At 62.5% G+C, this 25,943-nt stretch carries 21 protein-coding genes, 1 pseudogene and 1 riboswitch; of the genes and pseudogenes, 13 read left to right on the top strand and 9 right to left on the bottom strand.

Translation table 11 applies throughout. The features are described from left to right. Nucleotides 1-69 precede the first annotated feature (69 nt). Nucleotides 70-259, top strand: a riboswitch (cobalamin riboswitch). Nucleotides 260-365: 106 nt separating this feature from the next. Then, complete coding sequence (locus SFY93_RS04855; protein ID WP_320446229.1) at nucleotides 366-2,639, top strand: TonB-dependent receptor; 2,274 nt, start codon at nucleotides 366-368, stop codon at nucleotides 2,637-2,639. A 2-nt stretch (nucleotides 2,640-2,641) separates the two neighbouring features. Continuing rightward, entirely contained in the window at nucleotides 2,642-4,090 is a 1,449-nt protein-coding gene (locus SFY93_RS04850; protein ID WP_320446228.1) for a PepSY-associated transmembrane domain-containing protein, read from the top strand. A 60-nt stretch (nucleotides 4,091-4,150) separates the two neighbouring features. On the opposite strand, the gene SFY93_RS04845 is transcribed toward SFY93_RS04850, so the two are convergent. Further along, complete coding sequence (locus tag SFY93_RS04845; RefSeq protein ID WP_089266522.1) at nucleotides 4,151-5,569, bottom strand: TAXI family TRAP transporter solute-binding subunit; 1,419 nt, start codon at nucleotides 5,567-5,569, stop codon at nucleotides 4,151-4,153. A gap of 200 nt (nucleotides 5,570-5,769) precedes the next feature. Here SFY93_RS04845 and SFY93_RS04840 point away from each other — a divergent pair, with 200 nt between their 5' ends. Continuing rightward, nucleotides 5,770-6,093: a 4a-hydroxytetrahydrobiopterin dehydratase gene (locus SFY93_RS04840; protein WP_320446227.1), complete on the top strand. Its 324-nt coding sequence runs from the start codon at nucleotides 5,770-5,772 to the stop codon at nucleotides 6,091-6,093. An 81-nt stretch (nucleotides 6,094-6,174) separates the two neighbouring features. After that, nucleotides 6,175-6,558, top strand: coding sequence for a YkvA family protein (locus SFY93_RS04835; protein WP_120287796.1), 384 nt, complete (start codon nucleotides 6,175-6,177; stop codon nucleotides 6,556-6,558). 22 nt (nucleotides 6,559-6,580) lie between these two features. On the opposite strand, the gene SFY93_RS04830 is transcribed toward SFY93_RS04835, so the two are convergent. Then, nucleotides 6,581-7,555 (bottom strand): NADPH:quinone oxidoreductase family protein, encoded by a 975-nt coding sequence (locus tag SFY93_RS04830; RefSeq protein WP_320446226.1) that lies wholly within the window; start codon nucleotides 7,553-7,555, stop codon nucleotides 6,581-6,583. A gap of 119 nt (nucleotides 7,556-7,674) precedes the next feature. On the opposite strand from SFY93_RS04830, the gene SFY93_RS04825 reads away from it, so the two are divergent. The 6 genes from SFY93_RS04825 (at nucleotide 7,675) to argG (ending at nucleotide 13,378) form a co-directional block, all read left to right on the top strand. Then, a complete protein-coding gene (locus SFY93_RS04825; RefSeq protein ID WP_320446225.1) occupies nucleotides 7,675-8,514 on the top strand; it encodes an SDR family oxidoreductase in 840 nt (279 codons plus the stop codon). 202 nt (nucleotides 8,515-8,716) lie between these two features. Beyond that, the gene (locus SFY93_RS04820; RefSeq protein WP_170849636.1) at nucleotides 8,717-9,334 is read left to right on the top strand and encodes an invasion associated locus B family protein; all 618 of its coding nucleotides are present in this window, start codon (nucleotides 8,717-8,719) and stop codon (nucleotides 9,332-9,334) included. Between the two features lie 203 nt (nucleotides 9,335-9,537). After that, on the top strand, nucleotides 9,538-10,716 hold the full coding sequence (rlmN, locus tag SFY93_RS04815; RefSeq protein WP_320447696.1) for a dual-specificity RNA methyltransferase RlmN: 1,179 nt from the start codon (nucleotides 9,538-9,540) through the stop codon (nucleotides 10,714-10,716). Nucleotides 10,717-10,718: 2 nt separating this feature from the next. Further along, nucleotides 10,719-11,195: a hypothetical protein gene (locus SFY93_RS04810; RefSeq protein WP_120287792.1), complete on the top strand. Its 477-nt coding sequence runs from the start codon at nucleotides 10,719-10,721 to the stop codon at nucleotides 11,193-11,195. A gap of 45 nt (nucleotides 11,196-11,240) precedes the next feature. Further along, nucleotides 11,241-12,044, top strand: coding sequence for a phosphatase PAP2 family protein (locus SFY93_RS04805; protein ID WP_320446224.1), 804 nt, complete (start codon nucleotides 11,241-11,243; stop codon nucleotides 12,042-12,044). Next, the gene (gene argG, locus SFY93_RS04800; RefSeq protein ID WP_320446223.1) at nucleotides 12,041-13,378 is read left to right on the top strand and encodes an argininosuccinate synthase; all 1,338 of its coding nucleotides are present in this window, start codon (nucleotides 12,041-12,043) and stop codon (nucleotides 13,376-13,378) included. Before SFY93_RS04805 ends, argG begins: the two co-directional genes overlap by 4 nt. Before the next feature lie 83 nt (nucleotides 13,379-13,461). Here the strand turns inward: argG and SFY93_RS04795 are convergent, their stop codons facing one another. Continuing rightward, a complete protein-coding gene (locus tag SFY93_RS04795) occupies nucleotides 13,462-14,124 on the bottom strand; it encodes an O-methyltransferase (RefSeq protein WP_320446222.1) in 663 nt (220 codons plus the stop codon). A 90-nt stretch (nucleotides 14,125-14,214) separates the two neighbouring features. On the opposite strand from SFY93_RS04795, the gene SFY93_RS04790 reads away from it, so the two are divergent. Continuing rightward, a complete protein-coding gene (locus SFY93_RS04790; RefSeq protein ID WP_320447695.1) occupies nucleotides 14,215-14,853 on the top strand; it encodes a TetR/AcrR family transcriptional regulator in 639 nt (212 codons plus the stop codon). Nucleotides 14,854-14,962: 109 nt separating this feature from the next. Further along, a complete protein-coding gene (locus SFY93_RS04785; protein ID WP_320446221.1) occupies nucleotides 14,963-16,720 on the top strand; it encodes an alkaline phosphatase in 1,758 nt (585 codons plus the stop codon). A gap of 268 nt (nucleotides 16,721-16,988) precedes the next feature. Here the strand turns inward: SFY93_RS04785 and SFY93_RS04780 are convergent, their stop codons facing one another. Both SFY93_RS04780 and SFY93_RS04775 read right to left on the bottom strand, forming a co-directional pair. Beyond that, nucleotides 16,989-19,028: an OmpA family protein gene (locus tag SFY93_RS04780; protein ID WP_320446220.1), complete on the bottom strand. Its 2,040-nt coding sequence runs from the start codon at nucleotides 19,026-19,028 to the stop codon at nucleotides 16,989-16,991. Nucleotides 19,029-19,226: 198 nt separating this feature from the next. Then, nucleotides 19,227-19,472: a hypothetical protein gene (locus tag SFY93_RS04775; RefSeq protein ID WP_320446219.1), complete on the bottom strand. Its 246-nt coding sequence runs from the start codon at nucleotides 19,470-19,472 to the stop codon at nucleotides 19,227-19,229. Nucleotides 19,473-19,699: 227 nt separating this feature from the next. Here SFY93_RS04775 and SFY93_RS04770 point away from each other — a divergent pair, with 227 nt between their 5' ends. Beyond that, nucleotides 19,700-20,086: an MAPEG family protein gene (locus SFY93_RS04770; protein WP_320446218.1), complete on the top strand. Its 387-nt coding sequence runs from the start codon at nucleotides 19,700-19,702 to the stop codon at nucleotides 20,084-20,086. 37 nt (nucleotides 20,087-20,123) lie between these two features. Here SFY93_RS04770 and SFY93_RS04765 read toward each other — a convergent pair. The 4 genes and pseudogenes from SFY93_RS04765 to SFY93_RS04750 form a co-directional block, all read right to left on the bottom strand. Further along, a pseudogene (locus tag SFY93_RS04765) lies at nucleotides 20,124-22,096 on the bottom strand (ABC transporter ATP-binding protein/permease). Between the two features lie 51 nt (nucleotides 22,097-22,147). Continuing rightward, nucleotides 22,148-24,277 (bottom strand): ATP-binding protein, encoded by a 2,130-nt coding sequence (locus tag SFY93_RS04760; protein ID WP_320446217.1) that lies wholly within the window; start codon nucleotides 24,275-24,277, stop codon nucleotides 22,148-22,150. Nucleotides 24,278-24,375: 98 nt separating this feature from the next. Further along, nucleotides 24,376-25,149: an ABC transporter permease gene (locus SFY93_RS04755; RefSeq protein ID WP_093757930.1), complete on the bottom strand. Its 774-nt coding sequence runs from the start codon at nucleotides 25,147-25,149 to the stop codon at nucleotides 24,376-24,378. Then, complete coding sequence (locus SFY93_RS04750) at nucleotides 25,146-25,934, bottom strand: ABC transporter ATP-binding protein (protein ID WP_320446216.1); 789 nt, start codon at nucleotides 25,932-25,934, stop codon at nucleotides 25,146-25,148. Before SFY93_RS04750 ends, SFY93_RS04755 begins: the two co-directional genes overlap by 4 nt. Between the last annotated feature and the right edge of the window lie 9 nt (nucleotides 25,935-25,943).

The raw sequence follows: 25,943 nt of genomic DNA, 5'->3' as shown, positions 1-25,943 counted from the left end.
GCAATATCAACACCCGCCAAAGCAAGCTGCGAATGACTGGCAGCTTGATTGACACATTTGGAAATTTCACCTTAACGTGAACGTGACGGTTCCCTTCGGGGATCAAAAGGGAATGCGGTGAGGGGATCCCCGATTCCGCGGCTGCCCCCGCAACTGTAAGCGGCGAGCCTGCGCCAAGAGCCACTGGGTGTTTACCTGGGAAGGCGGCGACAGGCACTGACCCGCGAGCCAGGAGACCTGCCGCCAGTCGTGGTCACACGCGAGCACATTGGGCGGGGTGTCCTGGTGGAAGTCACACTGCCTGTTTGAAAGCGGCGGGGCGACTTGGTTTGCGGTGACGTGCCACGTAACCGCGAGTCCTGTTCATGACCTCCGTCTCCCATGCATCGAAGCAATGCAAAGCTCTTCTTTCCTCTGTCGCACTGTCCTGCTTCCTTGTGCCCGCCGAGGGCTCGCTGCGACCTGCGCAATCGCACCACGTACTCGACCCAGTGGTGGTGCAGCCGACGGTGACGCCAACGCGCGCGCGCCGCGCCACATCAGGCAAGGCCACGCGCGCCGCGCGCTTGCGTCAGCAGCGCAATGTCACCGCCAATACGGGCGCGCCGGTTGCCACGCTGACAGGCCCTGTCTTCGCAACGCCGACGCTCAACCTCACAGGCACGACATCCACCGGCAGCCGCCTCGGCCTCACGCGCCTGCAGACGCCGGCCAGCGTCGAAGTGATCTCGGCAGAAACCATGGCCGAACGCGGCCAGCAGAACCTGATTGACGCCGTGACACAGAACGCCACCGGCTTCACCGCAAGCCCGGCGCCGGGCAATGGCAGCATCGCCTTCAACACCCGCGGCTTCACCGGCAACGGCACCGTGATGACTCTGTATGACGGCACACGGCTCTATGTCGGCTCGGGCACGCTGACCTTCCCCTATGATACCTGGTCAGCTGAGCGCGTTGAGGTGCTACGCGGCCCGGCATCGGTGATGTATGGCGAAGGTGCCGTCGGCGGCGCCATCAACGTCATCTCGAAACTGCCGCTTTGGGTGCCGCGCAATCAGGCCGAAATCTCGCTCGACAGCAACATGACCCGGCGCATTGCAGTGGATAGCGGTGGACCGATCAACAAGGATGTCGCCTATCGCATCACCGCGACCGGCAACATGTCGGACGGCTGGGTCGATCGTGACAACACCTCCAATGTCGAAGTGCATGCCGCCGTCCAGATCAAGCAGACCGAAGACATCACCTGGACGATCTCCACGGATTACGGCGATCGCAGCCCGTCGCGCTATTTCGGCACACCGCTGATCAACGGCAAGCTCGATGAATCCCTGCGCTTCAGGAACTACAATGTCGGCGACAGCAGCATCCGCTATCAGGACAGCTGGAACCAGGTAAAGACCGAGTGGCAGGTGACAGACAGCATTACGCTGCGCAACACCCTGTACTACCTGAACAGCCAGCGGCACTGGAAAGACGTCGAGACCTACAACTTCAGCGCCGCAACGGGCCGCATCAATCGCAGCGACTATATCGAGATCTTCCACGACCAGCAGCAGATCGGCGACCGCTTCGACGCGACGTTCCGCGGCCATATCTTTGGCATGACTAACGAATTCGTCGCCGGCTTCGACGTCAACCAGATCGACTTCAAACACACCAACAACTCGCCCTATGGCGGCACGTCGTCGGTGTCGCTCACTGATTTTTTCCCTGGCTCCTTCGCTGCGACAACGACCCAGACGGTTCCAGGCTTCAGCACCACGACCAACCAGTATGGCCTATTCGCCGAGAACCGTCTGTCGATCACGGAACAACTCTCTCTGATCGGTGGCATCCGGCAGGACGAGCCGACCATCAATCGCACCGACTACGTCACCCCCGGTAACAGTTTCGAGAAATCCTTCTCGGCGACGAGCTGGCGCGCCGGAGCGGTCTATACGCCCATCAAGGACCTGGCCTTCTACGGCCAATACTCTACAGCCGTAGATCCGGTTGGCGGCCTAGTCTCGCTGGCAGCAACAAACAAGAACTTCGAACTAGCGACAGGCAAGCAGGTCGAGATCGGCGTCAAACAATCGTTCTGGGGTGGCCGCGGCGAGTGGACCTTAGCCGGCTATCAGATCGTCAAAAACAACCTGTTGGCGCGCGATCCGAACTTGCCGTCAATGGTCGTTCAGGTCGGTCAGCAGTCGTCGCGCGGCGTCGAGGCTTCGGTGGGCCTCGCCCTCGACCACGGCTGGCGCATCGATGCCAATACCGCTTTCCTGCGTGCGAAATATGATGACTTCGTGCAATCAGTTGGCGGCGTTGCGGTGAACTACGCCGGCAACGTGCCGGCCAACGTGCCGCAGAACGTCTCCAACATCTGGGCGACCTGGGCCTTTGCACAGGATTGGTCGGCAAATGTGGGCGTGCAATTCGTCGGCCGCATCTATGCAGACAACGCCAACACGCTCGTGCGTCCTGCCTATCAGGTTGTCAATGCCGGCGTGCAGTGGAAGGCCGACCGCAATACAACGGTGTCGTTCCGAGTCTACAATCTGCTCGACGAGGTCTATGCAACATCGGGCGGCACCAATCAGTGGCTGCTCGGCCTACCGCGCACGGCTCAGCTCGCCGTCAATGTGAAGTTCTGAGCTTGTCGCGCAAGCTGACACGCACACTCCGGCGGTGGCTGTATATCGGCCACCGCTGGGTCGGTATCGTCACCTGTCTCTTCTTCGCGATGTGGTTCATCTCGGGCGTGGTGATGATGTATGTCGCGTTTCCCGGCCTCTCCGATAAAGAGCGGCTGGCGGCATTGCCCGATATCGTCTGGGAGAAAGTGGCGCTCTCTCCCGACGAGGCGATGAAGGCTGCCGGTGCCACGCGCTATCCGCGCGAATTGCGATTGAACATGGTTGCCGACGAGCCGGTGTATCGGTTGACTGGCTGGGACGGCAACCGGCAAACCATCTCCGCCGTCGATGGCCGCACCATCACCGAGATCAACGAACTGCAGGCACTTGCAGTCGCGCGACATCATCCCGCAAGCCGATCACCGCAGCTCGAAGAGATTGTCGATCGCGATCAATGGAGTGTCACCGCACGCTACGATCCGCTGCGGCCGTTGTATCTGATCACACTCGGCGACGAAGCCGACACCAAACTCTACGTCTCCTCGCACTCCGGCGAAATCGCGCTCGATACCAATCGCACCGAACGCGTCTGGAACTGGCTCGGCTCGATCCCGCACTGGATCTATCCGACCGTGTTGCGCAAGGACGGCCCGCTGTGGCGGCTCGTGGTGCTTTGGACATCCGGCATCTGTTTGATCGTCGGCGTTACCGGAATCTGGATCGGCATTCTGCGCGTTCGTCTGAAGCGACGTTATGCGAACGGCAACATCACGCCCTATCGCGGCTGGATGGCATGGCATCACGTCACCGGACTGATCGCCGGCCTGTTCGTGCTGACCTGGATGTTCTCGGGCTGGCTGTCGCTCGATCCCGGCCGTGTTTTTGCCGACCGCAATACGCCACGCGAGGTATTGCAACGCTATGCCGGCCACGATGCGCCAACCATCGCTGTGGCCCTTCGCGCACCGGCGGACAAGGCCGCGGTCGAAGCACGGTTCGTATGGATCGACGGCATGCCGCTGATGATCGTCGCGTCACGCGACGGCACAAGGACGGTGATTGATCCGGCAAGCGGCGAAATCGCAAGACTGCCGCAAGAACGTCTCTGGAAAGCCGCAACAAAGCTGCTGCCAGACTCGCGCCTCGAAAACCAGATAACCCTCTGGAAATACGACGCTTATTGGTACGCGCACCACAATGACCGCGAATTGCCAGTGTTACGCGCAACATTCGATGATGACGCGCAAACCTGGTTTCACATCAGCCCGGTCACCGGCGACATCCTCGGCCGTATAGACTCAAGCCGGCGCACCTATCGCTGGCTGTTCAACGCGCTGCATAGTTTCGATTTTCAGTTGCTGCTGATGTATCGCCCGGCCTGGGACATCGTGGTGTGGCTGCTGTCGATTCTCGGCACCATCGTCTCGGTGAGCGGCGTCGTGATCGGCTGGCGCTATCTCAAGCGCTAAAGCGTTTTCGAGCGAAGTGGTCCCGGTTCGCGTGAAGAAAACGCGTCAAAACGAAAGACTCTAGACCGCGAGCGGCCGCGGCGGCTGGCGCAATTGCTCCGGCGGATTCATCGGCTCCGGCGGGATCATACCGATCAGTGCCTTGCGATCGGCGACGGCGTTGTGAAATTGCTCAAGCGCAATGTTGAAGGCTGTCAGCGTGCCTTCCTCGATGGCGCCGTGCTCGTAGCAATTCAGCGTATGACGCAGAATATCGTCGGCCTCCGCCTGCATCGTATCGAGCTCTTCGAGGGACTCGCTCTTGCGCGCGGCGGCAATCATGTCGAGCAGACGATCGCGCTCCGACACATTCACGTTGCGCTCGTCCTTCTTGAGATAGCTCGCGAACCAGGCGCCGATCGAGCCCATCGCCGAGAGCCCCATCAGGCTCCACCAGATGTAGTCGCTGTAGCGATCGAGGAAGGTCTTTTCTTCGCCATCCACATAGGCGGCCGCGCCGGGATGCACGGGGATCACCGCATCCTTATCGGTATCCGGCGTCTCGATCTTCGCCGCCAGCGGGAAGTCGTTGATGATCTGCTGACGGATCGCAAACAGCTGCCGCGTGAAGGCGGCGATGGTCACATCGGACAGGCTCTGCCGTGCCACGATGTGATGCGAGAAGCTGATGGTCTTGACGTCATCGTCCGGCCGCGCCGGCGCGCCGCCGAAGGCCCCTGCAGGAATTTCCGATGATTCATACATCGGGAAATTCTGCGCGATGGCTTCTGCGGAATCGATCGCGAGGAAAGTCGGCGTGCCATCGCGGCTCGAAGCCTGGATCGCATCATTGGTGATCTTGCTGTTCACCGGACCTGCCGCAATGAACGCATCGACCTTCTGGTCCTTCACCGCCTCGGCCACTTCGGTGGTCGAGAACTGCACGATGGTGACCTTGGCGGGATCGACGCCGTATTGCCGCAGGATAATGTTGAGCAGGTTGACGTTGGCCTGCGTCTTGCCGATCACGCCGACGCGGCGGCCGGCAAGCTGCGAGAATTTGGTGATCTTCGGCCCGGACTTCTTGCCTTTGGCGGCCGGCGGCACCCAGATCACGGCGACGTTCTTGCGCAGCGTGGCGACCGCGCGCGCATTCTTTGGCACTTCCAGATCGCCGCGGATGATCGCGAGATCGGCCTTGCCATCAGCAAGCGCCTTGGCGCTGGCGGTGGCGCCTTCGGTGAGGATCGGCCGCAAACGAACCGTATAGTGATCGCGCGAGAACGACTGCACCAGCGCCTGCACAACTTTCACGTCGTCGCTGTTCGGCGGACCGACGGCGATCCGCAGCGGCACCGGCTTCATGGCGAAGTAGTAAGCGCCTGCCACGGCTGCGACGATCGCCAACGTCCCGGCCAGCGTGATCAGCGTCATCTTGCGCCGGATCGACCGCGGTGACGGCGGCCCTATCGGCCCGATAACATCGGGACCATCTGCCATGGATCTGGAAAACAATCGCTTCAAATTCATCTGCGCCAAATGGGTTCGAGCGACAATGTAGCAAAGTTTCGGGTCGACGCGCCGTTCCACCGGCAGCATGGTTACCGACGGGCTTGGTTACTTTCCTGCATGCGCGGCATTTGCTGCCTTATTGTGGCATGGATCCCACCTGTGTCACCGGGCGTTAGAGTAAAGTTCAAGTGAAGCAGGAGGTTGGCATGGTGGAACGACTCTCGGCCGAGGCCCGCAAGGCGGCGCTCAAGGTGCTCTCAGGCTGGAGCGAGGTTTCCGGGCGCGATGCCATCGCCCGGACCTTTACGTTCAAGGATTTCAACGAGGCCTTCGGTTTCATGGCGCGGGTCGCTCTGGTCGCCGAGAAGAGCGACCACCATCCGGAATGGCGCAATGTTTACAAGACAGTGGAGGTAGTACTGTCCACCCACGACGCGGATGGCGTCACCAAGCGCGACGTCGATCTGGCCAGGGCCATGAATACCATCGCCGGGCAACTCGGCCACTCCTGAGCATTGCTGAATGTTGCGACGCCGGAGCCGGATCACCATTTACCGGAAAGGCTGCAAACTGCAGCCGTGAGGACATTGCCGATGGCAACCGACCACAGCGTGGGCTTCGAGCCAGCCGATGAACTGGCCAAAGACCGCGAAAGCGTACGCAAGCAGTTCTGGCACAAGCTCAAGCGACTGGCGGTCAAGCTGCCTTTCGCCGAAGACTTGCTGGCGGCTTACTACTGCGCCTTCGACCGGCAGACACCGCGCCATGTCCAGGCGGCGCTGCTCGGCGCCATCGCGTATTTCGTGCTGCCATTCGATTTCGTGCCGGACATGCTGCCCGTTCTGGGATTCACTGATGATGCCGCGGTGCTGGCCACCGCCTTGCGCATGGTGGCGAGCCACATCAACGAGGACCATCGCGCGGCTGCTAGAGCGGCCATTGCTCGTGGATTGGCGAAGGGTGAAACGGACGCGTAATCCGCGTCCGCCTCATTCAGTTTTATGGATGAAGGATCACTTTGCCCATGGCCTGACGGCCTGCCAGTACCTTCAACGCATCGGCTGTCTTGGCCAACGGGAAAGTCCTGTCGACATGGGATGAGATCTTCCCTTCGGCGACCCACTTCACCAGCTTTTCCAGATTGGCGCGGTTCTTCTCGGGATTCTGCCGTACCCAGGCGCCCCAGAATACGCCGCGAATGTCGCAGCCCTTCAACAGCGCGAGATTGAGCGGCATCTTCGGAATGTCGCCGGCGGCGAAGCCGATCACCAGGAAGCGGCCTTCCCAGGCGATAGCCCGCAGCGAGGCTTCGGCATATTTGCCGCCCACCGGATCGAAGATGATGTCGACACCCTTGCCGTCCGTCAGCTTCTTCAGACCTTCCTTCAAATCTTCGGTCGCGTAGTTCAGGCCGATATCCGCGCCATGCTTCTTGGCGAATTCCAGCTTCTCGTCCGACGATGCGCAGGCGATGACCTTGAGTCCCAAGAGCTTGCCGAGTTCGCAGGCCGCGAGCCCAGTGCCGCCCGCGGCGCCGAGCACGGCCAGCGTCTCGCCGGGCTTCGGGCTGGCGCGGTCTTCCAGCGCATGCAGCGCCGTGCCGTAAGTGATGATCACGCCGGCAGCGCGATCGAAATCGAGGTTGTCGGGAATCTTCACGGCGGATGCCGCAGGCACCGCGATCTTTTCACGGGCGCCATTGTGGCCCACAGATGCGACCACACGGTCACCAACCTTGAGGCCGGTCACGCCGCTGCCGATGCTCTCGATCACACCAGCGACTTCCGCAGCCGGCGAGAACGGGAACGGCGGCCTGATCTGGTATTTGCCCTGGATCATCAGGATGTCGAAGAAATTCAGCGCCGCCGCCTTGATGGCGATAACGACCTGACCGTCACCGGCAACGGGATCATCGATATCGGCGAGAACGAGATCATCGGGTTCGCAGAATTGCGAGCAGAGAATGGCTTTCATCTGATCATCTGACCTTCGGCTTGAGACAGTTGAAGGGAGTCATGCCGGATTTGACGGCGCGCTACAATCTGATTCGAGAAAAGGTAATTCCGCCACGCGGCCAACCGAGGAACCGTCCCATGTTCGAGACAACGCTGCTCGCCAACAAGCGCATTCTGGTCACCGGCGGCGGTTCCGGCCTCGGTGCGTCCATGAGTCGCCGCTTTGCGGAGCTGGGTGCCGAGCTCATCCTCTGCGGTCGCCGGCTTGAATTGCTCGAACAGACTGCAGCACAACTGCGGACCGATTTCGGCGGCGAGGTCAGCGTCGCACGATACGATATTCGCGACGCCGACGCGGTCGAGACGATGATGGACACAATCTGGCGCGACGGGCCGCTCGACGTCCTTGTCAACAATGCCGCGGCCACCTTCATCGCACAGAGCGAGCACCTCTCTGCCCGCGCCGCCGATGCGATCCTCGCACCGACGCTGCACGGCGCCATGTATTGCACCCTTGAAGCCGGACGGCGCTGGATCGCGGGACACCACAAGGGCGTCGTGCTGAGCATCCTCTCGACATCGACCATTACCGGCCGTGCTTTCACGGTGCCATCGGCGATGGCCAAATCCGGACTCCTTGCAATGACGAAGTCGCTTGCGGTGGAGTGGGGACCTAGGGGCATCCGCACCGTCGCCATCGCGCCCGGACCGTTCCCCACCACTGGCGCGACCGGGCAGCTGCGGCCCGAGGGACGCGACAGCGGCCCTGCGGCGCAGAACCCGCTCGGCCGCGTCGGCGAACACAGCGAGCTCGCAAATCTCGCAAGCTTCCTGATTTCCGATCAGGCCGGCTATATCAATGGCGAGATGGTGGTGCAGGATGGGGGCGCACACCTGCGCGCATCCGGCGCAGAGGATCTGCTGCAGTGGAGCGATGCGCAGTGGGCAGCGCAGCGTGCGGCGCGTGCAAAAAACTGAGCAGAAAACTGAGGATGACTCCTGCGCCGTCAGCGCGCAGCAAGGCAAGGACTGCTATCCTTGCGGGAGTCGCGTCTGCCTTTTCAAGAAAGCGATTTGCGGATATGGCAGACATCGTGACGTCAGCGATTCCAGATCGTCTTGGTAAAGCCGTCTTGTTGCGAGCCATCTTCCAGTCACAATGATAGAGGATCGAGACTTGATGTCCGTGCGGCGATTCCTGACAGTTGTGTCGATGAGTGTAGCGATGGTCGGTATCTCCGATCTTGCGCAGGCGCAGAGCGCTGCATCGAAGGGCAAGGCTGCCGCACCGAAGGCAGCGCCCACACCGGCAAAGCCAGCAGCCGCGGCGCCTGCTGCAGCGGGTGGCGCCGAGCCCACGCTGGTCGGACAGTTCGGCTCGTGGGGCGCCTACACCGCGACACCGAACGGCAAGAAAGTCTGCTTTGCTCTGGCCAAGCCGGCGTCGTCAAAGACCAATCCGGCGAACCGCCCGCGCGATCCCGCTTACGCCTTCGTCTCGACCCGCCCGGCCGAGAAGGTGACCAACGAAGTCTCGATCATGATCGGCTATCAGTTGAAGCCGGGCTCCGAGTCCACGCTGGAAGTCGGCGGCGCGCGCTATGCGATGTATACGCAGGGCGACGGGCTCTGGATCAAGAATGCCGCCGAAGAAGAGCGCATGGTGGAAGCCCTGCGCAAGGCGGCCGACGTGACCGTGAAGGGCGTCTCCGCCAAGGGCACCGAGACCACCGACACGTTTTCGCTGAAGGGCCTGGCCCAGGCGCTGGACAGGCTGGCGCAGGATTGCCGGCGGTAATTGCCGCCAAACACCGGCTAAATCCTTGTCGCCGTTAATATTGCCGCATTTCGCGCCTTTTCATTCGGGCGCGAAAAGCTTATTTGAGGTCGGCCTGTTTAAGGCCTGATTTCCCGCGACATCATAGATCGAACGCCATGACCCCCGTTTCAGCCGAGGCCGGCTCCGCCATCGACGCTTCCCGCGCATTGCCCGCGGGCGAGATGCCGCTGGAGAAGATCGCCACCGAGACCTATGTGCCGCTGGCCAAGCCGTCCCTGATCGGCCTGTCGCGCACGGAAATCGCGGAAAAGCTCGGTTCCATCGGCGTGGCGCCGGCCCAGCGCAAGATGCGGACGCAGCAGATCTGGCACTGGATGTATGTCCGGGGCGTCCAGACCTTCGCCGAAATGTCCAGTATTTCCAAAGGCATGCGCGAAGACCTCGAGAAGCATTTCACGGTGGCACGGCCCGAGGTCGTGGTCGAGCAGATCTCCAATGACGGCACCCGGAAATGGCTGCTGCGGCTGCCCTCCGGCACCGCCGGCGAGAAGGCCCATGAGGTCGAGTGCGTCTATATCCCCGAAACCGATCGCGGCACGCTCTGCGTCTCCTCCCAGGTCGGCTGCACCCTGAACTGCTCGTTCTGCCACACCGGTACCCAGCGGCTGGTGCGCAACCTGACGGCCGGCGAGATCGTCGGCCAGATCATGGTGGCCCGCGACCGCCTGGGTGACTGGGCCGACCGCGAGACCCCGGACGGCAACCGCCGCGTCACCAATATCGTGATGATGGGCATGGGCGAGCCGCTCTACAATTTCGACGCGGTGCGCGACGCGCTGCTGATCGTCTCCGACAATGAAGGCATCGGCATCTCGCGCCGGCGCATCACACTGTCGACCTCCGGCGTGGTGCCGAACATCAAGCGCACCGGCGACGAGATCGGCGTAATGCTGGCGATCTCGCTGCACGCGGTGCGCGATGAACTCCGCAACGAGCTGGTGCCGCTCAACAAGAAATATCCGCTCGAAGAACTGATGCAGGCCTGCCGCGATTATCCCGGCGCCTCCAACGCACGGCGCATCACCTTCGAATATGTGATGCTGAAAGGCGTCAACGACTCGCTCGAGGACGCCAAGCTGCTGGTGAAGATGCTCAAGGGCATCCATGCCAAGATCAACCTGATCCCGTTCAATCCGTGGCCCGGCACGCGCTACGAATGTTCGGACTGGGACCAGATCGAGAAGTTCTCCGAATATATCTTCAATGCCGGCTATTCCTCGCCGGTGCGCACGCCGCGCGGCCGCGACATTCTCGCCGCTTGCGGCCAGTTGAAGTCGGAGACCGAGAAACTGTCGGCGCGCGAGCGTCAGGCTTTGCGCGCGATGGCGATGACGGACTGACGATGGCGCTGATCGGCCGCCTGTTCGTCATCTTCCTCGGCTTCTGCGCGGCCTGTCTCGTCGGCGGCGCGATCGTGGTGTTCTCGATCCTGTTTCCGGAGCTCAGCGCGCTCGATACCGGCGTCATCGATCCCAACACAATCAACATCCTGCTGGGCTTCGGCTTCATCTTCATCAGCGGCTTCGCACTGATCCCGGCAATGCTCGTCGTCCTCATGACCGAGGCCTTCTACATTCGCAGCGTTATCGTCTATGCGCTCGGCGGCGCGGCGGTCGGCCTCGCCTGTTATCTCGGCCTGATCCCCTATGACCCTGCGACGATGAGTTTCGACGGCATTGTACGGCGGCATCTCGAAGTGATGACCGGCGCGGGTATCGTTGCCGGACTGATCTACTGGGTGATCGCCGGCCGCAACGCCGGCGCCTGGCGGCAGCCACGGCGCGCGCCACCGCAGCCCGATGTCGCGGCCGGCCCCTAGTGCACTGCCTTTCCTTCAACTCCTGCCTCGGTTAAACCGCCCGCCATGAACCGGACCGGACTCCTCATCGCGCTTGGGCTGTTTGCCGCCATTGCCATTATCTTCGGAGTCTGGCCCAACCTCGACCTCAAGCTCGCGGCACTGTTCTACGATCCCGAGACCAGACGCTTCCCCACGACGTCGCTGCCCTATGCGCAGTTCGCCCGCGATGCGGCGATGTGGATCGCATGGGCTTTCGTCGCCCCCTCAATCCTCGCGCTGATCGTGAAGCTGATCTGGCCGAACCGGCCGCTACTAGTGAAGGGCCGCACCGTGGCCTTCCTGATCCTCACCATGCTGATGTCGGCCGGGGTCCTGACCAATCTGACCTTCAAGAGCTTCTGGAGCCGGCCGCGGCCGGTGATGGTCTCCGAATTCAACGGCCCCTGGCAGTTCAAGGCCTGGTGGAATCCAACCGGCCAGTGCGGCCGCAACTGCTCGTTCTTCTCCGGCGAAGGCGCCACGGCGTTCTGGACCTACGCCCCCGCTGCGCTCGCGCCGCCGTCAGTGCGGCCCTACGCCTATGCGGCAGCAACGGTGTTCGGCCTCGCCACCTCGGGCTGGCGGATGGCCTTCGGCGGCCATTTCTTTACCGACGTGACCATCGCCGGCCTCGTCTCATTCCTGGTCATCTGGTTGATTCACGGATGGATTTACCGCTGGCCCTCGACCCGGAAGACGGATGAGGAGATTGACGCTGCGTTGACGCGCTTTGCCTGGCCGGGCTATCGCTGGCGGCAGAAATTGCGCGGTCGCGAGGTCGGTCCCGCACCCAATTCAACCGAAATTGCCCGATTGGACGTTCGATGACTACGATCCTGAAGAGCCTGCCCAAGGGCAAAAATGTTGGCATCGCCTTCTCCGGCGGCCTCGACACGTCAGCGGCACTGCTGTGGATGAAGCAGAAGGGCGCCAAGGTCTTCGCCTACACCGCCAATCTCGGCCAGCCTGACGAAGCTGACTACGACGAGATTCCGCGCAAGGCGATGGAGTTCGGCGCCGAGAAGGCGCGCCTCGTCGATTGCCGCTCGCAACTCGTTCACGAAGGCATTGCCGCGATTCAATCCGGCGCCTTCCATGTCTCGACCGGCGGCATCGCTTACTTCAACACCACGCCGCTCGGGCGCGCGGTCACCGGCACGATGCTGGTCTCGGCCATGAAGGAAGACGGCGTCAATATCTGGGGCGACGGCTCGACCTATAAGGGCAACGATATCGAGCGGTTCTACCGCTACGGACTGCTGACCAATCCGGACCTGAAGATCTACAAGCCCTGGCTCGACGATCAATTCATCGACGACCTGGGCGGCCGCGCCGAAATGTCCGCCTTCATGACCGCCCACGGCTTCGCCTACAAGATGAGCGCCGAGAAGGCGTATTCTACCGACAGCAACCTGCTCGGCGCAACGCACGAAGCCAAGGATCTCGAACAGCTCGACAGCGGCATCAAGATCGTCAACCCGATCATGGGCGTGCCGTTCTGGCGCGACGACTGCGCCGTCAAGGCCGAGAAGGTCGTGGTGCGGTTTGTGGATGGCCAGCCCGTTGCGCTGAACGGCCAGACCTTCACCGATCCTGTCGCGCTGTTCCTTGAGGCCAATGTCATCGGCGGCCGCCATGGCCTCGGCATGAGTGACCAGATCGAGAACCGGATCATCGAGGCCAAGAGCCGCGGCATCTATGAGGCGCCAGGCATGGCGCTGCTGCACATCGCCTATGAGCGCCTCGTCACCGGTATCCACAACGAAGACACCATCGAGCAATATCGCATGAGCGGCATGAAGCTCGGCCGGCTGCTCTATCAGGGCCGCTGGTTCGACTCGCAGGCCTTGATGCTGCGCGAGACGGCGCAGCGCTGGGTCGCGCGTGCGATCACCGGCGAAGTGACGCTCGAACTGCGCCGTGGCAACGACTACTCGATCCTCAACACCGAGAGCCCCAACCTGACCTACGCGCCGGAGCGCCTGAGCATGGAGAAGGTCGAGGATGCACCGTTTACGCCGGCGGACCGGATCGGCCAGCTCACCATGCGCAACCTCGACATCACCGATACCCGCGCCAAGCTGGATCTGTATTCGAAGACGGGCCTGTTGAGCGCCGGTGAGGGATCGAACATTCCGAAGCTGGATAATGACAAGAGCTGAAGACGTGGCCTTGTGACGCGTAGGATGGGTTGAGCGTAAGCAAACCCATCCTATTCTCGCGTCTAGGTCTGGCACCTTCATCGCTACATCCGCATCGACAGCTCGACGTCATCACCGAACGGGACCGACAGGTAACCATTCGCGGGATTGCGGACATAAGCGAGATAGTCGGGGCTGTAATCCGCATTGTCAGCGATGACGAAAGCTCCGCGCTTGAGACGGCTTTCGACGATCGCAAGCACTTCCGGATAGAGCGCTTTGGCGCCATCGAGCAGCAGCAGATCGATCGTATCCGGCAGATCGGCACGCAGCGTCTGCAAAGCATCGCCTTCCCGAAATTCGACGAGATCGATCAAGCCGCCTTCGGCGAGATTCTGCCGCGCGATGACGATCTTCGAGGGTTCGAATTCGCTCGTGATCAATCGGCCTCCGCCGTTGTCGTTCAGCGCAGCCGCCATATGCAGCGTCGAGATCCCGAACGACGTGCCGAATTCGACGATCATCCGGGCGCCGGTCGATCGCGCCAGCATATAGAGCAGCGCACCGGTCGCAGGCGACACGGCAAGCGGGACGTCCCTGAACCGGCCGTAGAGATCGACATAGTCGGTCTTGCTCTGCATCATCCGCAGCCGATCGTCCTCAGACAGATCGGCGACGGCCTGGCTGGTGCGGGACCGTGCGGCATCTGCTTCCTCAAAAAGACGCTTGAGAAGGGGAGCGACGGGATCCGTCGTGAGTGTGGTCATGATATTTCCTGCGAAAGCAGCGCTTGATTGCGCCACTCTGCAAATACGAATATTTATTCGCATTCGCTAATCGCATTGCGGAGGCGGCAAATGGCACGTCGCACAAGCCATTCAATTCATTCGAGAAAACAGCCGCAACAGGTGCGCTCCGAAGAGCTGGTCAGCGCCATTCTCGAAGCTGCTATTCAGGTTTTGGCGAAAGAAGGATTTCACCGCTTCACCACCGCACGCGTGGCGGAGAAGGCCGGTGTCAGCGTCGGATCGCTGTATCAATACTTCCCGAACAAGGCGTCGATCCTGTTTCGTTTGCAGAGCGACGAATGGCGAGACACCAACGACATGCTCCGCCAGATTCTGGAGGATGAAAGTGCATCGCCATCTGCGCGTCTTCGCAAACTGGTCCATGCCTTTATCAAATCGGAATGCGACGAAGCCGACATTCGCCATGCGCTCGATGGCGCGGCGCCGCTCTATCGGGATGCTCCGGAATCCCGCAAGGCCAAAGCGGCAGGACGACGCACATTCGCGTCCTTCATCGCGCATGCACTGCCAGCGGCGACCGAGGAGAGGAGATCGCTCGTCGTCGATGTCATCACCTCGACCTTGAGCGGAGTAGGAAAGGACTTTTCCATCCGCCCGCGATCAGCGGCCGAGATCGAATTTTTTGCGGAAGGCCTGGCAGATATGCTTTGCAGCTATCTGGAGAGCTCCGGGAGCTGTGAGACCTAGCATTTTGGCCTCCGTTCCGTTGGCACGACCGCACGTCACCTGCCAGTCATCCAACTGTCGTAATGCAGGCCCGCGCCCTAAGCCGGGCGCCTCAGGGGGAATATCCATCATGACGAGAACCTTTATTGCGGCCGCTGCGACGCTGCTACTGACGAGCACCTCGCTGCCAGCACAGGCGATCTACCCGCTCGACCGCGCTGATATCCTCGCGGGCGCGAAATTCGACTTCAAGGTCGAGTTTCCTGAACTCGTTCAGGCCGCCGACATCAAGGTGACGATCAACGGCGCCGACCAGACCGCAGCGTTCGGCAAGACCGCGGATTACATCGTGAAGGAAGACGACAAGGATCAGTCCGCGCTGCTGCTGCGCGACGTGACGCTCGATAAAGCCGGGACTTACAAGATCGAAGTCAGCGACGGCGTGCGCAGCCGCGCGGTGACGTGGAACGTCTACGATACCGGCCCGCGCAAGGCGAAGAACGTGATCCTGTTCATCGGCGACGGCATGTCGCTGGCGCACCGCGTCGGCGCCAGAATTCTTTCGAAGGGCATTGCCGAAGGCAAGAGCCGCGGAAAGCTCGCGATGGACGACATGCCGCATATGGCGATGGTGGCAACGGCGGGCTCCGACTCCATCATCACCGACTCCGCAAATTCGGCCAGCGCCTATGCCACCGGCCACAAGACCGCAACCAATGCGATGGGCGTCTATGCGGATCGCACCGCGAATGTGTTCGACGACCCGCAGGTCGAAACCATCACCAGCCTCGCGAAACGCAAGCTCGATCTGGCGATCGGCATCGTCACCAATACCGAGGTCGAGGACGCGACACCCGCTGCGATGATCGCGCATATCCGCCGCCGCGCGGCCTATGACGAGATCGTCGCGCAGTTCCTTGCGGCCAAGCCGGACGTGCTGATGGGCGGCGGCGCTGCGAATTTCCTGCCGCAGGCGGCCGCCACCTCGAAGCGCAAGGATGACGTCGACTATGTCGCGCGCTTCCGCGATGCGGGTTATTCGGTGGCGACCACGGCGCCCGAACTGAACGGCCTCGCCAAGAAGCCGGAGACGCGCAAGCTGCTTGGACTTTTTACGCCTGGCAATATGGACGGCGTGCTGGACCGCAAGTTTCTCGGCGGCGGCGGCGTGAAGAAATTTCCGCAGCAGCCTGATTTGACCGAGCAGGTGCATGGCGCGCTCAAGGTGCTGTCGCGCAACGACAACGGCTTCTTCCTGATGGTCGAGTCCGGCCTGATCGACAAATACGCCCATCTGCTCGACATGGACCGCGCCGTCTATGACGTCATCATGCTCGACAATGCCGTGAAGCTCGCCCGCGACTGGGCAGCCAAGCGCGGCGACGACACGCTCATCCTCGTCGTCTCCGACCACAGCCATCCCAACAGCCTGGTCGGCACCGTCAATGACGACATGAGCAAGGAGTCAAACCTGCCGCTGCGCGAACGGCTTGGCGTCTATGAGAAGGCCGGCTTCCCGAACTATCCCGCGACGGATGCCGAAGGCTATCCATCGCGCATCGATGTCAGCCGGCGGCTTGCGATCATGTCGGCGAGCCTTCCCGATCACTACGAGACGCTGCGGCCGAAGCTCGACAACCCGAACGATCCGACCGAGAAGGGCGACGAGCCCGGCACCTTCAAGGCCAACGAGAAATACAAGAATGCGCCGGGCAGCATGCTGCGGCTCGGCAACCTGCCGGCAATGATGGGCGCCAGCGTGCATTCCGGCGAGGACGTGATCCTCACCGCCACCGGTCCCGGCAGCGACCGTGTGAAGGGCGCGATGGATAATACGGAAGTGTTTCGCGTGATGGCGGATGCGTTGGGATTGGGTGTGAAGAAGTAACGGAGCTCCGCTTATCCCTCCCCCTAGCGTGGCGTAGCCACGCGACGCGGGGAGGGTGGCACGACTGCGAGCGTTCAGCGAGCATCGTGACGGGTGGGGTGTTGCCACGTCCTTCCGTGGGAGAGACCCCACCCCGGCCTATCGGCCGACCCTCCCCGCTGCGCGGCTTCGCCGCTTGGGGAGGGAGACCGCAACGACAGCGCTTCAACAATCAACGAAAACAAAAATGGCCGGGATTGCTCCCGGCCACTTTCATTTTCTACTCGCCTCAGCGACGCGGCGGCGCGGTACCTGGAGGCGGTGGCGGCAGCGAAGCCTGACCGCCGTTCAACAGCGGCGTGATGTTGCGGATCGTGACACGGCGGTTCTGGCGCTCCGGACCGTCGGTCTGGATCTTCAGATACTGCTCGCCATAACCCTGCGACGTCAGGTTTTCCGCCGGCACCTGGAATTGCTGGGTGAGCAATTCAGCAGCCGACTGCGCGCGGCGATCCGACAGCGACAGATTGTCGACGTCCGATCCGACCGCATCGGTGTGCCCCTCGATGAGGAACACCGCACGCGGGTTGCGCGAGATCGCCCGGTTGAGACCATCTGCAATCACCTGCAGCTTCGAGGCTTGGTCCGGCGGGATATCCCACGAGCCTAGCTCGAAGTTGATCGAGTCCAGATCGATCGACGGCATGCGCTGGCGCACCATCGGGCTGTAGCGGATTTCATCGAGCGTATAGCGGCGCTCGATGCGATCCACCGGAGGCGCGATCAGCGTGTCGTAGACCAGATCGGGCGAGGCCTGATCGTAATCGACGATGTAACGGTTCTGCGGAATCCGGATCATCGGCGGCGGCAGATCGACATAGAAGCCGAGACCACCCGGACCGCCGGGGCCACGCGGACCGCGGAACGAGTTATCGATGATGATGATCTCGCGTCCCTCACGATCCCTGCGGATACGCCGCAGCAGCTGGCCGTCGCGGCCCACCACCGTGATGATCTGCGAACCGTCGGGACGGATCACGATGGTCCGATCCTCACCGCCGACCCGATCCGTACGGATGTCACGCGCGCCGTAGCGGAAGCGATCGACTTCGTTGTGGCGGATGAACGATTGACCGCTCGGATCCTGCACGATGATGCGTCCAGGCTCGGTGATGATCGTGCGACCGCCTTCCTGGCGCTCGCTGCGCTGGCCGCGGAAATCGCCCATGTTGCGCGGCCCCTGGGGGGCAGCGCCCGGTGCGATCGGCGTCAGCGCTGCTGCCGGCGGCGGCGCCTGAGGGATCGGTGCCGTTACGGTCGGTGCGGGCGGCTGCACGACCTTGATGTTGCCGCCACCGGGGGCGACCACGAGAGGTGCAGCAGTGCTGGCGGCCGGCGCTGCGGCGGGTGCCGTAGCGTTCGGCGCGACGCCGGGCGCAGCAGCGTTGGGCGGCGTGCCGGGTGCACCGGGCGCGCCTGCGCCCGGACCACCAGGAGGACCACGGCGGCCATCCGAACCTCGTCCGTCAGGACCACGCCCATCAGGGCCACCGGGGCGACCAGACGGAGGCGCACCCGCAGCAGGCGGTGTGCCCGGCGCAGCCGGAGCTGCCGACGGCGCCGGTGCTGCTGCAGGAGGCGTTGCCGCAGGGGGAGTCGCAGCCGCTGGCGGCGTCGCCGGTGTTGGAGCCGGTGTCGGCGCAGCAGCGGGTGCCGGACGCGCGGCAGGCGGAGTTGCTGCAGGCGGTGTCGCCGGCGCCGCGGCTGGTGGCGTTGCAGGCGCGGGACGTGCGCCGGCCGGCGGCGTTGCACCGGGTTCACGGCGCTCAGGACGTCCTTCGCCGGGCTCGCGACGTTCGGGACGCGCAGCGGGCGGCGTTGGCGCTGACGGAGCTACAGGCGCAGCGGTGGGCGCTGGAGGTGCGGCGCGCGGGGCCGGAGGCGCGACGGGAGCCGGCGGCGGAGCTGGGCGCGGCGGCGGAGCGGCCGCAGGTGGTGGGGGTGGCGGCGGTGTCGGGCGCGGAGGTGCGGCCGCAGGCGGCGGCGCAGCAGGGGGTGCCGGAGGCGCGGGACGCGCAGCAGGGGGAGCCGGCGGTGGTGGCGGCGGCGCAGGGCGTGCGGCTGGCGGCGCAGCGGCGGGAGGCGCAGCAGCTGGCGGAGCCTTGGGTGGTGCCTTCGGGGGAGCCTTGGGCTCACCTTCAGGCGCAGCAGGTGCGGCCTGCGCGAGCACGATCGGCGCATCGACACTCGACGCATAAGCAGCGGTCGCTGCGATATGCGCAACGCCGAGCGTCGTCGTGGCCAGCAATACGAGACGAAGTTTTGTCATGATAGACCTTGGGCCCCCGGATAAGGATCTTCAACAAACTGATTTTTGTCGGCCGAACAAATCGGCACATTGATCAACTGATATGCATTGGGCCGGAATGTGGCGACAGGCAAATGCAAATTCCTTTTTATTTTCGACACGACAATGGCCCAAACGCGCTTTGTTCATTGCGCGTTCAGGCCATCGATCTGTAGTTCGCTACATCACTGCAGGCGGCTGTTGACCCGGATTGATATCAGGATTTGGCACCGGCATCTCATCAGGCACATCTCCAGGTAACTCTTCGGGTCGTGACGGCTCACCGGGATCGCGCACCGGCGGCGGTACCTCGGGCCGCGGATTGCCCGGCGGGCTCTCCTGCGGCGGTTCGGAGGGTTGACCGGGCTTGATCGGCGGATCCTCGACGGGATCGATGCCGGGTGAACTCATCATCGACATTGACATCATAGCTCTCTTCGCAATGCAGGACGCTTAGCCTCACCGCATCGGCAGGACTCGCATCAGACCGTGCCATTGCCTTTCACGGCTTTGGTTCAAGACCAAGGACAACGGCACGACGTGCGCGATGTTCCGGGAGAGCAGAACGCCGCTTGGCAGTTGAGTTTGACAGCGGAACAGGAACCGCCCATCAAGACGCAGTTTGGCCATACTATTTGACCTGGGGGATTTCGATGCCGTTCGCCTATTGGAGCATTCTGATTGCTGCACTGCTGCCGCTGATCATTATTGGTTATGCCAAAGCGGGATCGCGCGATAACAGCGCACCGCGCGACAGCGCCGAGAACCTTTCAGGCGCCAAGCGTCGCGCCTATGCCGCGCATCAGAATGCCTTCGAGAGCTTCCCATTCTACGCTATTTCGGTCGTCGCAGCGCTGAACTTTGGCGCATCGGCGACGACCGTGAGCGTGCTGGCCGCGCTCTATCTCGCGTTTCGGATTGCGCACGCGCTGCTGTACGTCGCGGATAAATCGTCGCTGCGCTCAGCCGCCTATGCCGGCGGGCTCTTCGCCAATATCGCGATCTTCCTGTCGCCGGCGCTGAAGATCAACTTCTTCTAAGTCGAAACACGCAGCAAGCGCCTCGTAGCGCATGGTGTCACGCCGCGCTCCTGGCCGGCTTGCGATGGCGCAGGAAGCGGCCGAGCAGACGGCGCTTACCCTTACGCGGGATGAGATCGATGTCGCTGACCAGCTTGGCGCCGCCTTTGCGGCGCTCCAGCACGATCTTGCGGCTGTGGAAGGCTTCAAGCTCGACTCGATGCGCGACAGATAGCACCGTGGCGTTGGGCAGCTCCTTGGTGAGCAGCTCCATCATCTTGTCCTGGCTCTTCGCGTCCAGCGCCGAGGTCGCTTCGTCCAGCACAATGATATCAGGGCGGTGCAAAAACAGCCGCGCGAAAGCGAGACGCTGCTTTTCGCCGCCGGACAGCGTCTGGTCCCACGGCGCATCCTCCTCGATCTTCTCCTTGAGATGGCCGAGCCCGACCTTGTCGAGGGCGTCGCCGATCTGCTCGATGGTCCAGTCCTCCGACGCCGCGGGATAGGCGGCTGCGCGGCGCAAGGTGCCTGACGGCACATAGGGCTTCTGCGGCAGCATAAAGAGCCGCCGGTCCGGATGGAAATTGACGCTGCCGCCGCCCCATGGCCACAGGCCCGCAATGGCGCGCACCAGCGTGCTTTTGCCGGTGCCGGACTCGCCCGCGACAAGCAGACGTTCGCCAGGCTCGATCTTCACTTCGGCATCGCCGACAACGGCAGTGCCGTCATCGAGCGTCACGGAGAGATCATGCAGGCTCAGCATCGTCTCATCCGTCGTTTCGCCGCGCTTGATACGGCCGATACCGTCACCAAGCTCGGCGCGTTCGAGGCCATCCAGCGACATCATCAGTGAGGCGATGCGGCGCGCGCAGGCGTTCCAATCGGCAAGGCGCGGATAGTTGTCGACCAGCCAGCCGAATGCGCGATGGTGAAGGCCGACGCCGCCTGCATCACCTGACCGAGCGACATGCTGCCGTCGAGAAACTTCGGCGCGCACAGCAACAGCGGTACGACGGGCGCGATCAGGCTCGAGCCCTGCGACACCAACGTGGTACGCATATGCTGTCCGGCAAGACGCGCCCATTGTCTGAGGACGTTGCCGAAGGTCTTGTCGATCCCGTCGCGCTCTTCTTCCTCGCCGCCGAGCAGCGCGATGCTCTCGCCGTTCTCGCGCACGCGGGTGAGCGCATAACGATACTCGGCCTCGGCCTGGTTTTTGTCCTCGGAAATCTGCACGAAGCGGCGGCCGATCACCATGATCGAGCCGGATGCAATGGCCGCATAGATGATCGCGGCAATCACGAGGAAGCCCGGAATGGTGATGAGACTGCCGCCTACAGTCAGCGTCAGCGCGCCGCCGATGGTCCACAGCACGACGATGAAGGTGGTGGCGGAGAGAAATGCCGCAATGACACCGGAGACGAAGTCGACGGGCGAGTCGGTCGCGATGCGCAGATCCTCGGCGATCCGATATTCGGGATTCTGGTGATCGCCGCCGACGAGATTGAGCTGATAATAGCGGCCGCTGGTGAGCCAGCGCGACACCACAGAATTGGTCAGCCATGCGCGCCAGCGACGCTGGATGCCCATGCGGCCATAGACCTGCGCGACGCCAAGGAGCACGCTGCCGATGGCGAGCGGAAAGAACACGCCGGTGAGATGAAACACGCTGGCCGCATCGCGTTTCTCGATGGCGTCGAAGATCGCGCGGTTCCAGACATTGATGCCGTATTGAAACGCCACATTGGCGACGATCATCAACAAGAGTCCGATCGAGAACATCCAAGCGAGTCTGTCGCCCGACTTGCCCCAGAAGCCACGCGCGCTGATCCAGAACCGCGTCAGCAGATAGTCCTTGCGTGCCTGCTCGGCTTCTTCCGGCGTCAGGTCCGGATCGGGCTCGACGACTTCAGGCGGCGGCGGCTCGATATGCTTGCCGTCCTCGCCAACGACCCCAACAATCGGCCCCTTCACATCGGACGCGTCGGATGCGGGTGCAGGCTTGGCTTCGTTAACGGAATGTTTGCTCATGGCGCGATAACGCCAAGGAAATCAAAAGGTTCCTTGGAATTCCCAGGCGGCTCAGACAGCCTCGCGCTGAGCCTTGCGCCAGGTGCCGGCCTTGGTGAGCACCCGCGACAATTGCTCGATCGAATAGGGCTTATGCAGCAGCTCGAACCCGAAGGTACCGTTCTGCGCAAGCACGTGACTGTAGCCGGAGGTCAGCACCACCGGCAGATCCGGATAGAGTTTTCGAATCTCCTGCGCCAGTTCGATGCCGGTCATTCCAGGCATCACGACATCGGAGAACACGACGTCATAGTGCGTGGCGTGACGGGCGAGTTCGACGAGCGCTTCCTGAGCGTTCGGCCGCAACACCGTGGTGTAGCCAAGCTCGCTCAGCGCATCGGTCGCAAAAGTCCCGACGTCGCGATTGTCCTCCACCACCAGCACCGACATGCCGTGGCCATCGACGACGGGCGCTTCGCTCGCCGACAGCGCCGGCGCGATGCTGTCACCGGAGACGCGCGGCAGATAAAGCGTGAAAGTGCTGCCCTTGCCGACTTCGCTGGCGACCACGACCTCACCGCCGGATTGTTTGGCAAAGCCGAACACCTGCGAAAGTCCGAGGCCTGTGCCCTGCCCGACTTCCTTGGTCGTATAGAATGGCTCGAAGATGTGCTCGAACTGATCGGCAGGAATACCGCTGCCGGTGTCGGATACTGAGATCGCCACATAGCCGTCAGACCTCAGGGCAAGCGCAACGGGGACTTGCTCTGCCGCGCTGACGGCGATCGTCAGCCGCCCCTCGCCCGCCATGGCATCGCGCGCGTTAACCGCAATGTTGATCAACGCGGTTTCGAACTGGCCGATATCGGCATCCACAAACAACGCCTCATCGGGCACATGGGTCATAATTTCGATGGGCGCCCCCGTCAGCGTGCCGATAATCTCGCTCACCGAATGCACGCATTGGCCGACGTCGAATACTTCAGGCTTCAGCGTCTGGCGCCGCGCAAAGGCCAGCAATTGCGCTGTCAGCTTGGCGGCGCGATTCACTGTTTCGGAGATCGCTGCAATGTAGCGGGCACGACGATCCGGCGAGAGATCGGGCCGTTGCAGCAAGTCGACTGACGAGCGGATCACGGTCAGCAAATTGTTGAAGTCATGCGCTACGCCGCCAGTCAACTGGCCGAGTGCTTCGAGCCGCTGGCCATGTTTCAGCGCTTCTTCGGCCTCACGCCGTTTCATCGCTTCGAAATTGAGCCGGCGGGTGCGACGGATCGCGAATGCCAGCAACAGGAACAGCAATGCCGTCGCAGGAACGCCGAAGATCAGATGATAGCTGATGGTGCGCAGCCAGCGCGCACGGATCGCTGACGTCTCAAGACCTGCCGCGACATAGACCGGATAGCCGGCGAGCTGCTGATAGCCGATACGGCGCTCGACATTGTCGCCGGGCGAGACAAGCGTGACCAGCCCTCCAGCAGAATGGGCCGACAGGGTGCGGCCCACGGGGCCCTTGGGATCGAGACGCACCTCACGATCGAGCTGCGGATAACGTGCCAGGATCGAACCATCGGTGAGACCAAGCGCAAAGAAGCTCCCGGCATCGTGGCCGATGCGCGCATAGAAACGATCGAAATATTCCGGAAAGACAGAGGCCTGCACCACACCGGTGAAACTGCCATCGGCCGAGACCCGCCTGCGGCTCACACCAAAGAACGGTGCACCCTGATAGGGCGGGCGCGGCAACAATGATTGACCGATGAACGTGCCGGCATCACCTGCGATATGGACCCTGTAGTAATCGCGATCAGAGAAATCGAGATCCGGCAGCGTCAGATCCAGACTGTTGACCAGCGCCCGGCCTTTATTGTCGAACACCCAGACCGACTTCAGTTGCGGCAGCGCATCGGTGAGCTGCTTCAACCGGCCCGCCATCTGGTCCGATTGCGCACGCAGCTCGTCGTCGGATTTGCCGCGTACGATCTCGTTCATTTCGGACAGGCTGCGGTCGATGGTCTCGAACACCTTTAAAGCGTGTTCATGCGCCACATCGAGCGCGCGCTCGATCTCGCGGTCGGCGATCTCGCGCGTCGACACCCACGACGTCGCCGCCGCGAACAGAAACAGTGCAAGCGGAAGGGCCAGCGATGCAGCCATCATCCATTGCAGCGTTCTCAACGAATTTTGGTGTTCGGTCTTCACAGCACCTGCCCGACTCCCTGCAGTCTAGCGCAAGGGCGGTGTCTCACCAACCGCTCCGCGGGCGGGAACCCGCCGTGGGTGGAGGAGGTCCTGTGGCGTTAGCCGGCCGCGCTCATTTGCGACCGGAAGGCCCATTTGGTGAAATGCTGCTCGATCCCCGCGAAGACCGCGTACATGAGCACGCCTTCAAAGGCGAGCAGCAGCAAGGCGGCGTAGACATTCGCCATACGGAAGCTGGCGCCCTCCAGCGCGATCAGGTAGCCGAGCCCGGCATTGGCGCCGAGCGTCTCCGACACAACGGTGCCGACGAATGCCAGGGTGATAGCAATCTTCAGCGAGCCAAAGAAATATGGCAGCGCACGCGGAATGCCGACCTTGAGCATAATGTCGAGCTTGCCAGCGCCGAGGGCCCGCAACACGTCCTCGAGTTCCGGCTCGGTTGTCGCCAGACCCGTGGCGATATTGACCACGATCGGAAAGAACGAAATCAGGAAGGCGGTGACGATTGCCGGCACTTCGCCGATGCCGAACCACAGGATCAGCAGCGGGACAATGGCGACCTTCGGGATCGTGTTGAAGCCGATCATCACGGGATAGAGCCCGCGATAGATCGCCCGCGACCACCCCACGACGAGACCGAGAATGATGCCGAAGCCGACGGCCAGGGCAAATCCGACCATGGTCACCCAGAGCGTGACCCAGGAATGATAGAGAAACACACGCCAGAGTTTGAACATCGCCGCAAAGGCGGCCGATGGCGGCTGCAGCACCGACGTGTTGACCTTGAAGACGATGCAGGCCAGCTCCCAGACCAGGAAGATGGCAATGGTGAAGAGCCAGGGCGAAAGCTTTTCGAGAGTCCGCGGGTTCATGACTGGCGCACCTGTGCGATCTTCATACGCAGCTCCATCACGATGTCGCCGAACTCCTTCTCATAGGTCACCTGCAGATCGCGCGGGCGCGGGAAATCTACCGACTTGATTTGAACGATGTGGCCGGGGCGGGCGCTCATGACGTAGATATTGTCGGCGAGGAATGCCGCTTCGCGCAGATCGTGCGTCACCAGGATCACCGTGAAGCCGAGCCGCTGCCAGAGATCGCGCAGCACGCACCACAGTTCCTCGCGCGTAAACGCGTCGAGGGCGGCGAAGGGCTCATCCAGCATCAGCAGCGCCGGCTCGTGGATCAGCGAGCGGCACAGCGACACGCGCTGCTGCATGCCGCCGGACAATTCCCAGGGATAGCGGTCGCCGAAGCCGGCGAGACCGACGGTAGCCAGAAGCTGCTCGGCCTTGGCGCGGAACTCCACTTTCTTGGAACGAAACTGCGAGCGATGCGGCTCAACGATTTCGAGCGGCAGCAGGACGTTGTCGATGACCTTACGCCACGGCAGCATATTGGCGTTTTGAAACGCCATGCCGGCCATCTTGACCGGTCCCGTCACCTGTTTGCCGTCGATGGCGATAGTGCCGGCCGTTGGCTTGTGCAGGCCCGTGACGAGCCGCATCAAGGTGGACTTGCCGCAGCCGGAGGGGCCGACCACCGCGGCGAATTCGCCGCGCTGGACTTTGAGCGTCGCATCCTGAAGCGCGACAATGTCACCCGAGGCGCCACGGTATTTGAGCGTGACGCCGTCGATATCTACGAACGCTTCCATGCGCGGCGA

The sequence above is a fragment of the Tardiphaga sp. 42S5 genome (assembly GCF_034044155.1).
Lineage (GTDB): Bacteria > Pseudomonadota > Alphaproteobacteria > Rhizobiales > Xanthobacteraceae > Tardiphaga > Tardiphaga robiniae.
This window is presented reverse-complemented; position numbering and strand designations above follow the sequence as displayed.

Coding starts and splice junctions, on each gene's coding strand:
- SFY93_RS04835 (WP_120287796.1), top strand. CDS start 6,175: ATGGCAACCGACCACAGCGTGGGCTTCGAGCCAGCCGATGAACTGGCC.
- SFY93_RS04825 (WP_320446225.1), top strand. CDS start 7,675: ATGTTCGAGACAACGCTGCTCGCCAACAAGCGCATTCTGGTCACCGGC.
- SFY93_RS04810 (WP_120287792.1), top strand. CDS start 10,719: ATGGCGCTGATCGGCCGCCTGTTCGTCATCTTCCTCGGCTTCTGCGCG.
- SFY93_RS04820 (WP_170849636.1), top strand. CDS start 8,717: ATGTCCGTGCGGCGATTCCTGACAGTTGTGTCGATGAGTGTAGCGATG.
- SFY93_RS04780 (WP_320446220.1), bottom strand. CDS start 19,028: ATGACAAAACTTCGTCTCGTATTGCTGGCCACGACGACGCTCGGCGTT.
- SFY93_RS04750 (WP_320446216.1), bottom strand. CDS start 25,934: ATGGAAGCGTTCGTAGATATCGACGGCGTCACGCTCAAATACCGTGGC.
- SFY93_RS04755 (WP_093757930.1), bottom strand. CDS start 25,149: ATGAACCCGCGGACTCTCGAAAAGCTTTCGCCCTGGCTCTTCACCATT.
- SFY93_RS04795 (WP_320446222.1), bottom strand. CDS start 14,124: ATGACCACACTCACGACGGATCCCGTCGCTCCCCTTCTCAAGCGTCTT.
- argG (WP_320446223.1), top strand. CDS start 12,041: ATGACTACGATCCTGAAGAGCCTGCCCAAGGGCAAAAATGTTGGCATC.
- SFY93_RS04805 (WP_320446224.1), top strand. CDS start 11,241: ATGAACCGGACCGGACTCCTCATCGCGCTTGGGCTGTTTGCCGCCATT.
- rlmN (WP_320447696.1), top strand. CDS start 9,538: ATGCCGCTGGAGAAGATCGCCACCGAGACCTATGTGCCGCTGGCCAAG.
- SFY93_RS04845 (WP_089266522.1), bottom strand. CDS start 5,569: ATGGCAGATGGTCCCGATGTTATCGGGCCGATAGGGCCGCCGTCACCG.
- SFY93_RS04770 (WP_320446218.1), top strand. CDS start 19,700: ATGCCGTTCGCCTATTGGAGCATTCTGATTGCTGCACTGCTGCCGCTG.
- SFY93_RS04785 (WP_320446221.1), top strand. CDS start 14,963: ATGACGAGAACCTTTATTGCGGCCGCTGCGACGCTGCTACTGACGAGC.
- SFY93_RS04775 (WP_320446219.1), bottom strand. CDS start 19,472: ATGTCAATGTCGATGATGAGTTCACCCGGCATCGATCCCGTCGAGGAT.
- SFY93_RS04790 (WP_320447695.1), top strand. CDS start 14,215: ATGGCACGTCGCACAAGCCATTCAATTCATTCGAGAAAACAGCCGCAA.
- SFY93_RS04830 (WP_320446226.1), bottom strand. CDS start 7,555: ATGAAAGCCATTCTCTGCTCGCAATTCTGCGAACCCGATGATCTCGTT.
- SFY93_RS04855 (WP_320446229.1), top strand. CDS start 366: ATGACCTCCGTCTCCCATGCATCGAAGCAATGCAAAGCTCTTCTTTCC.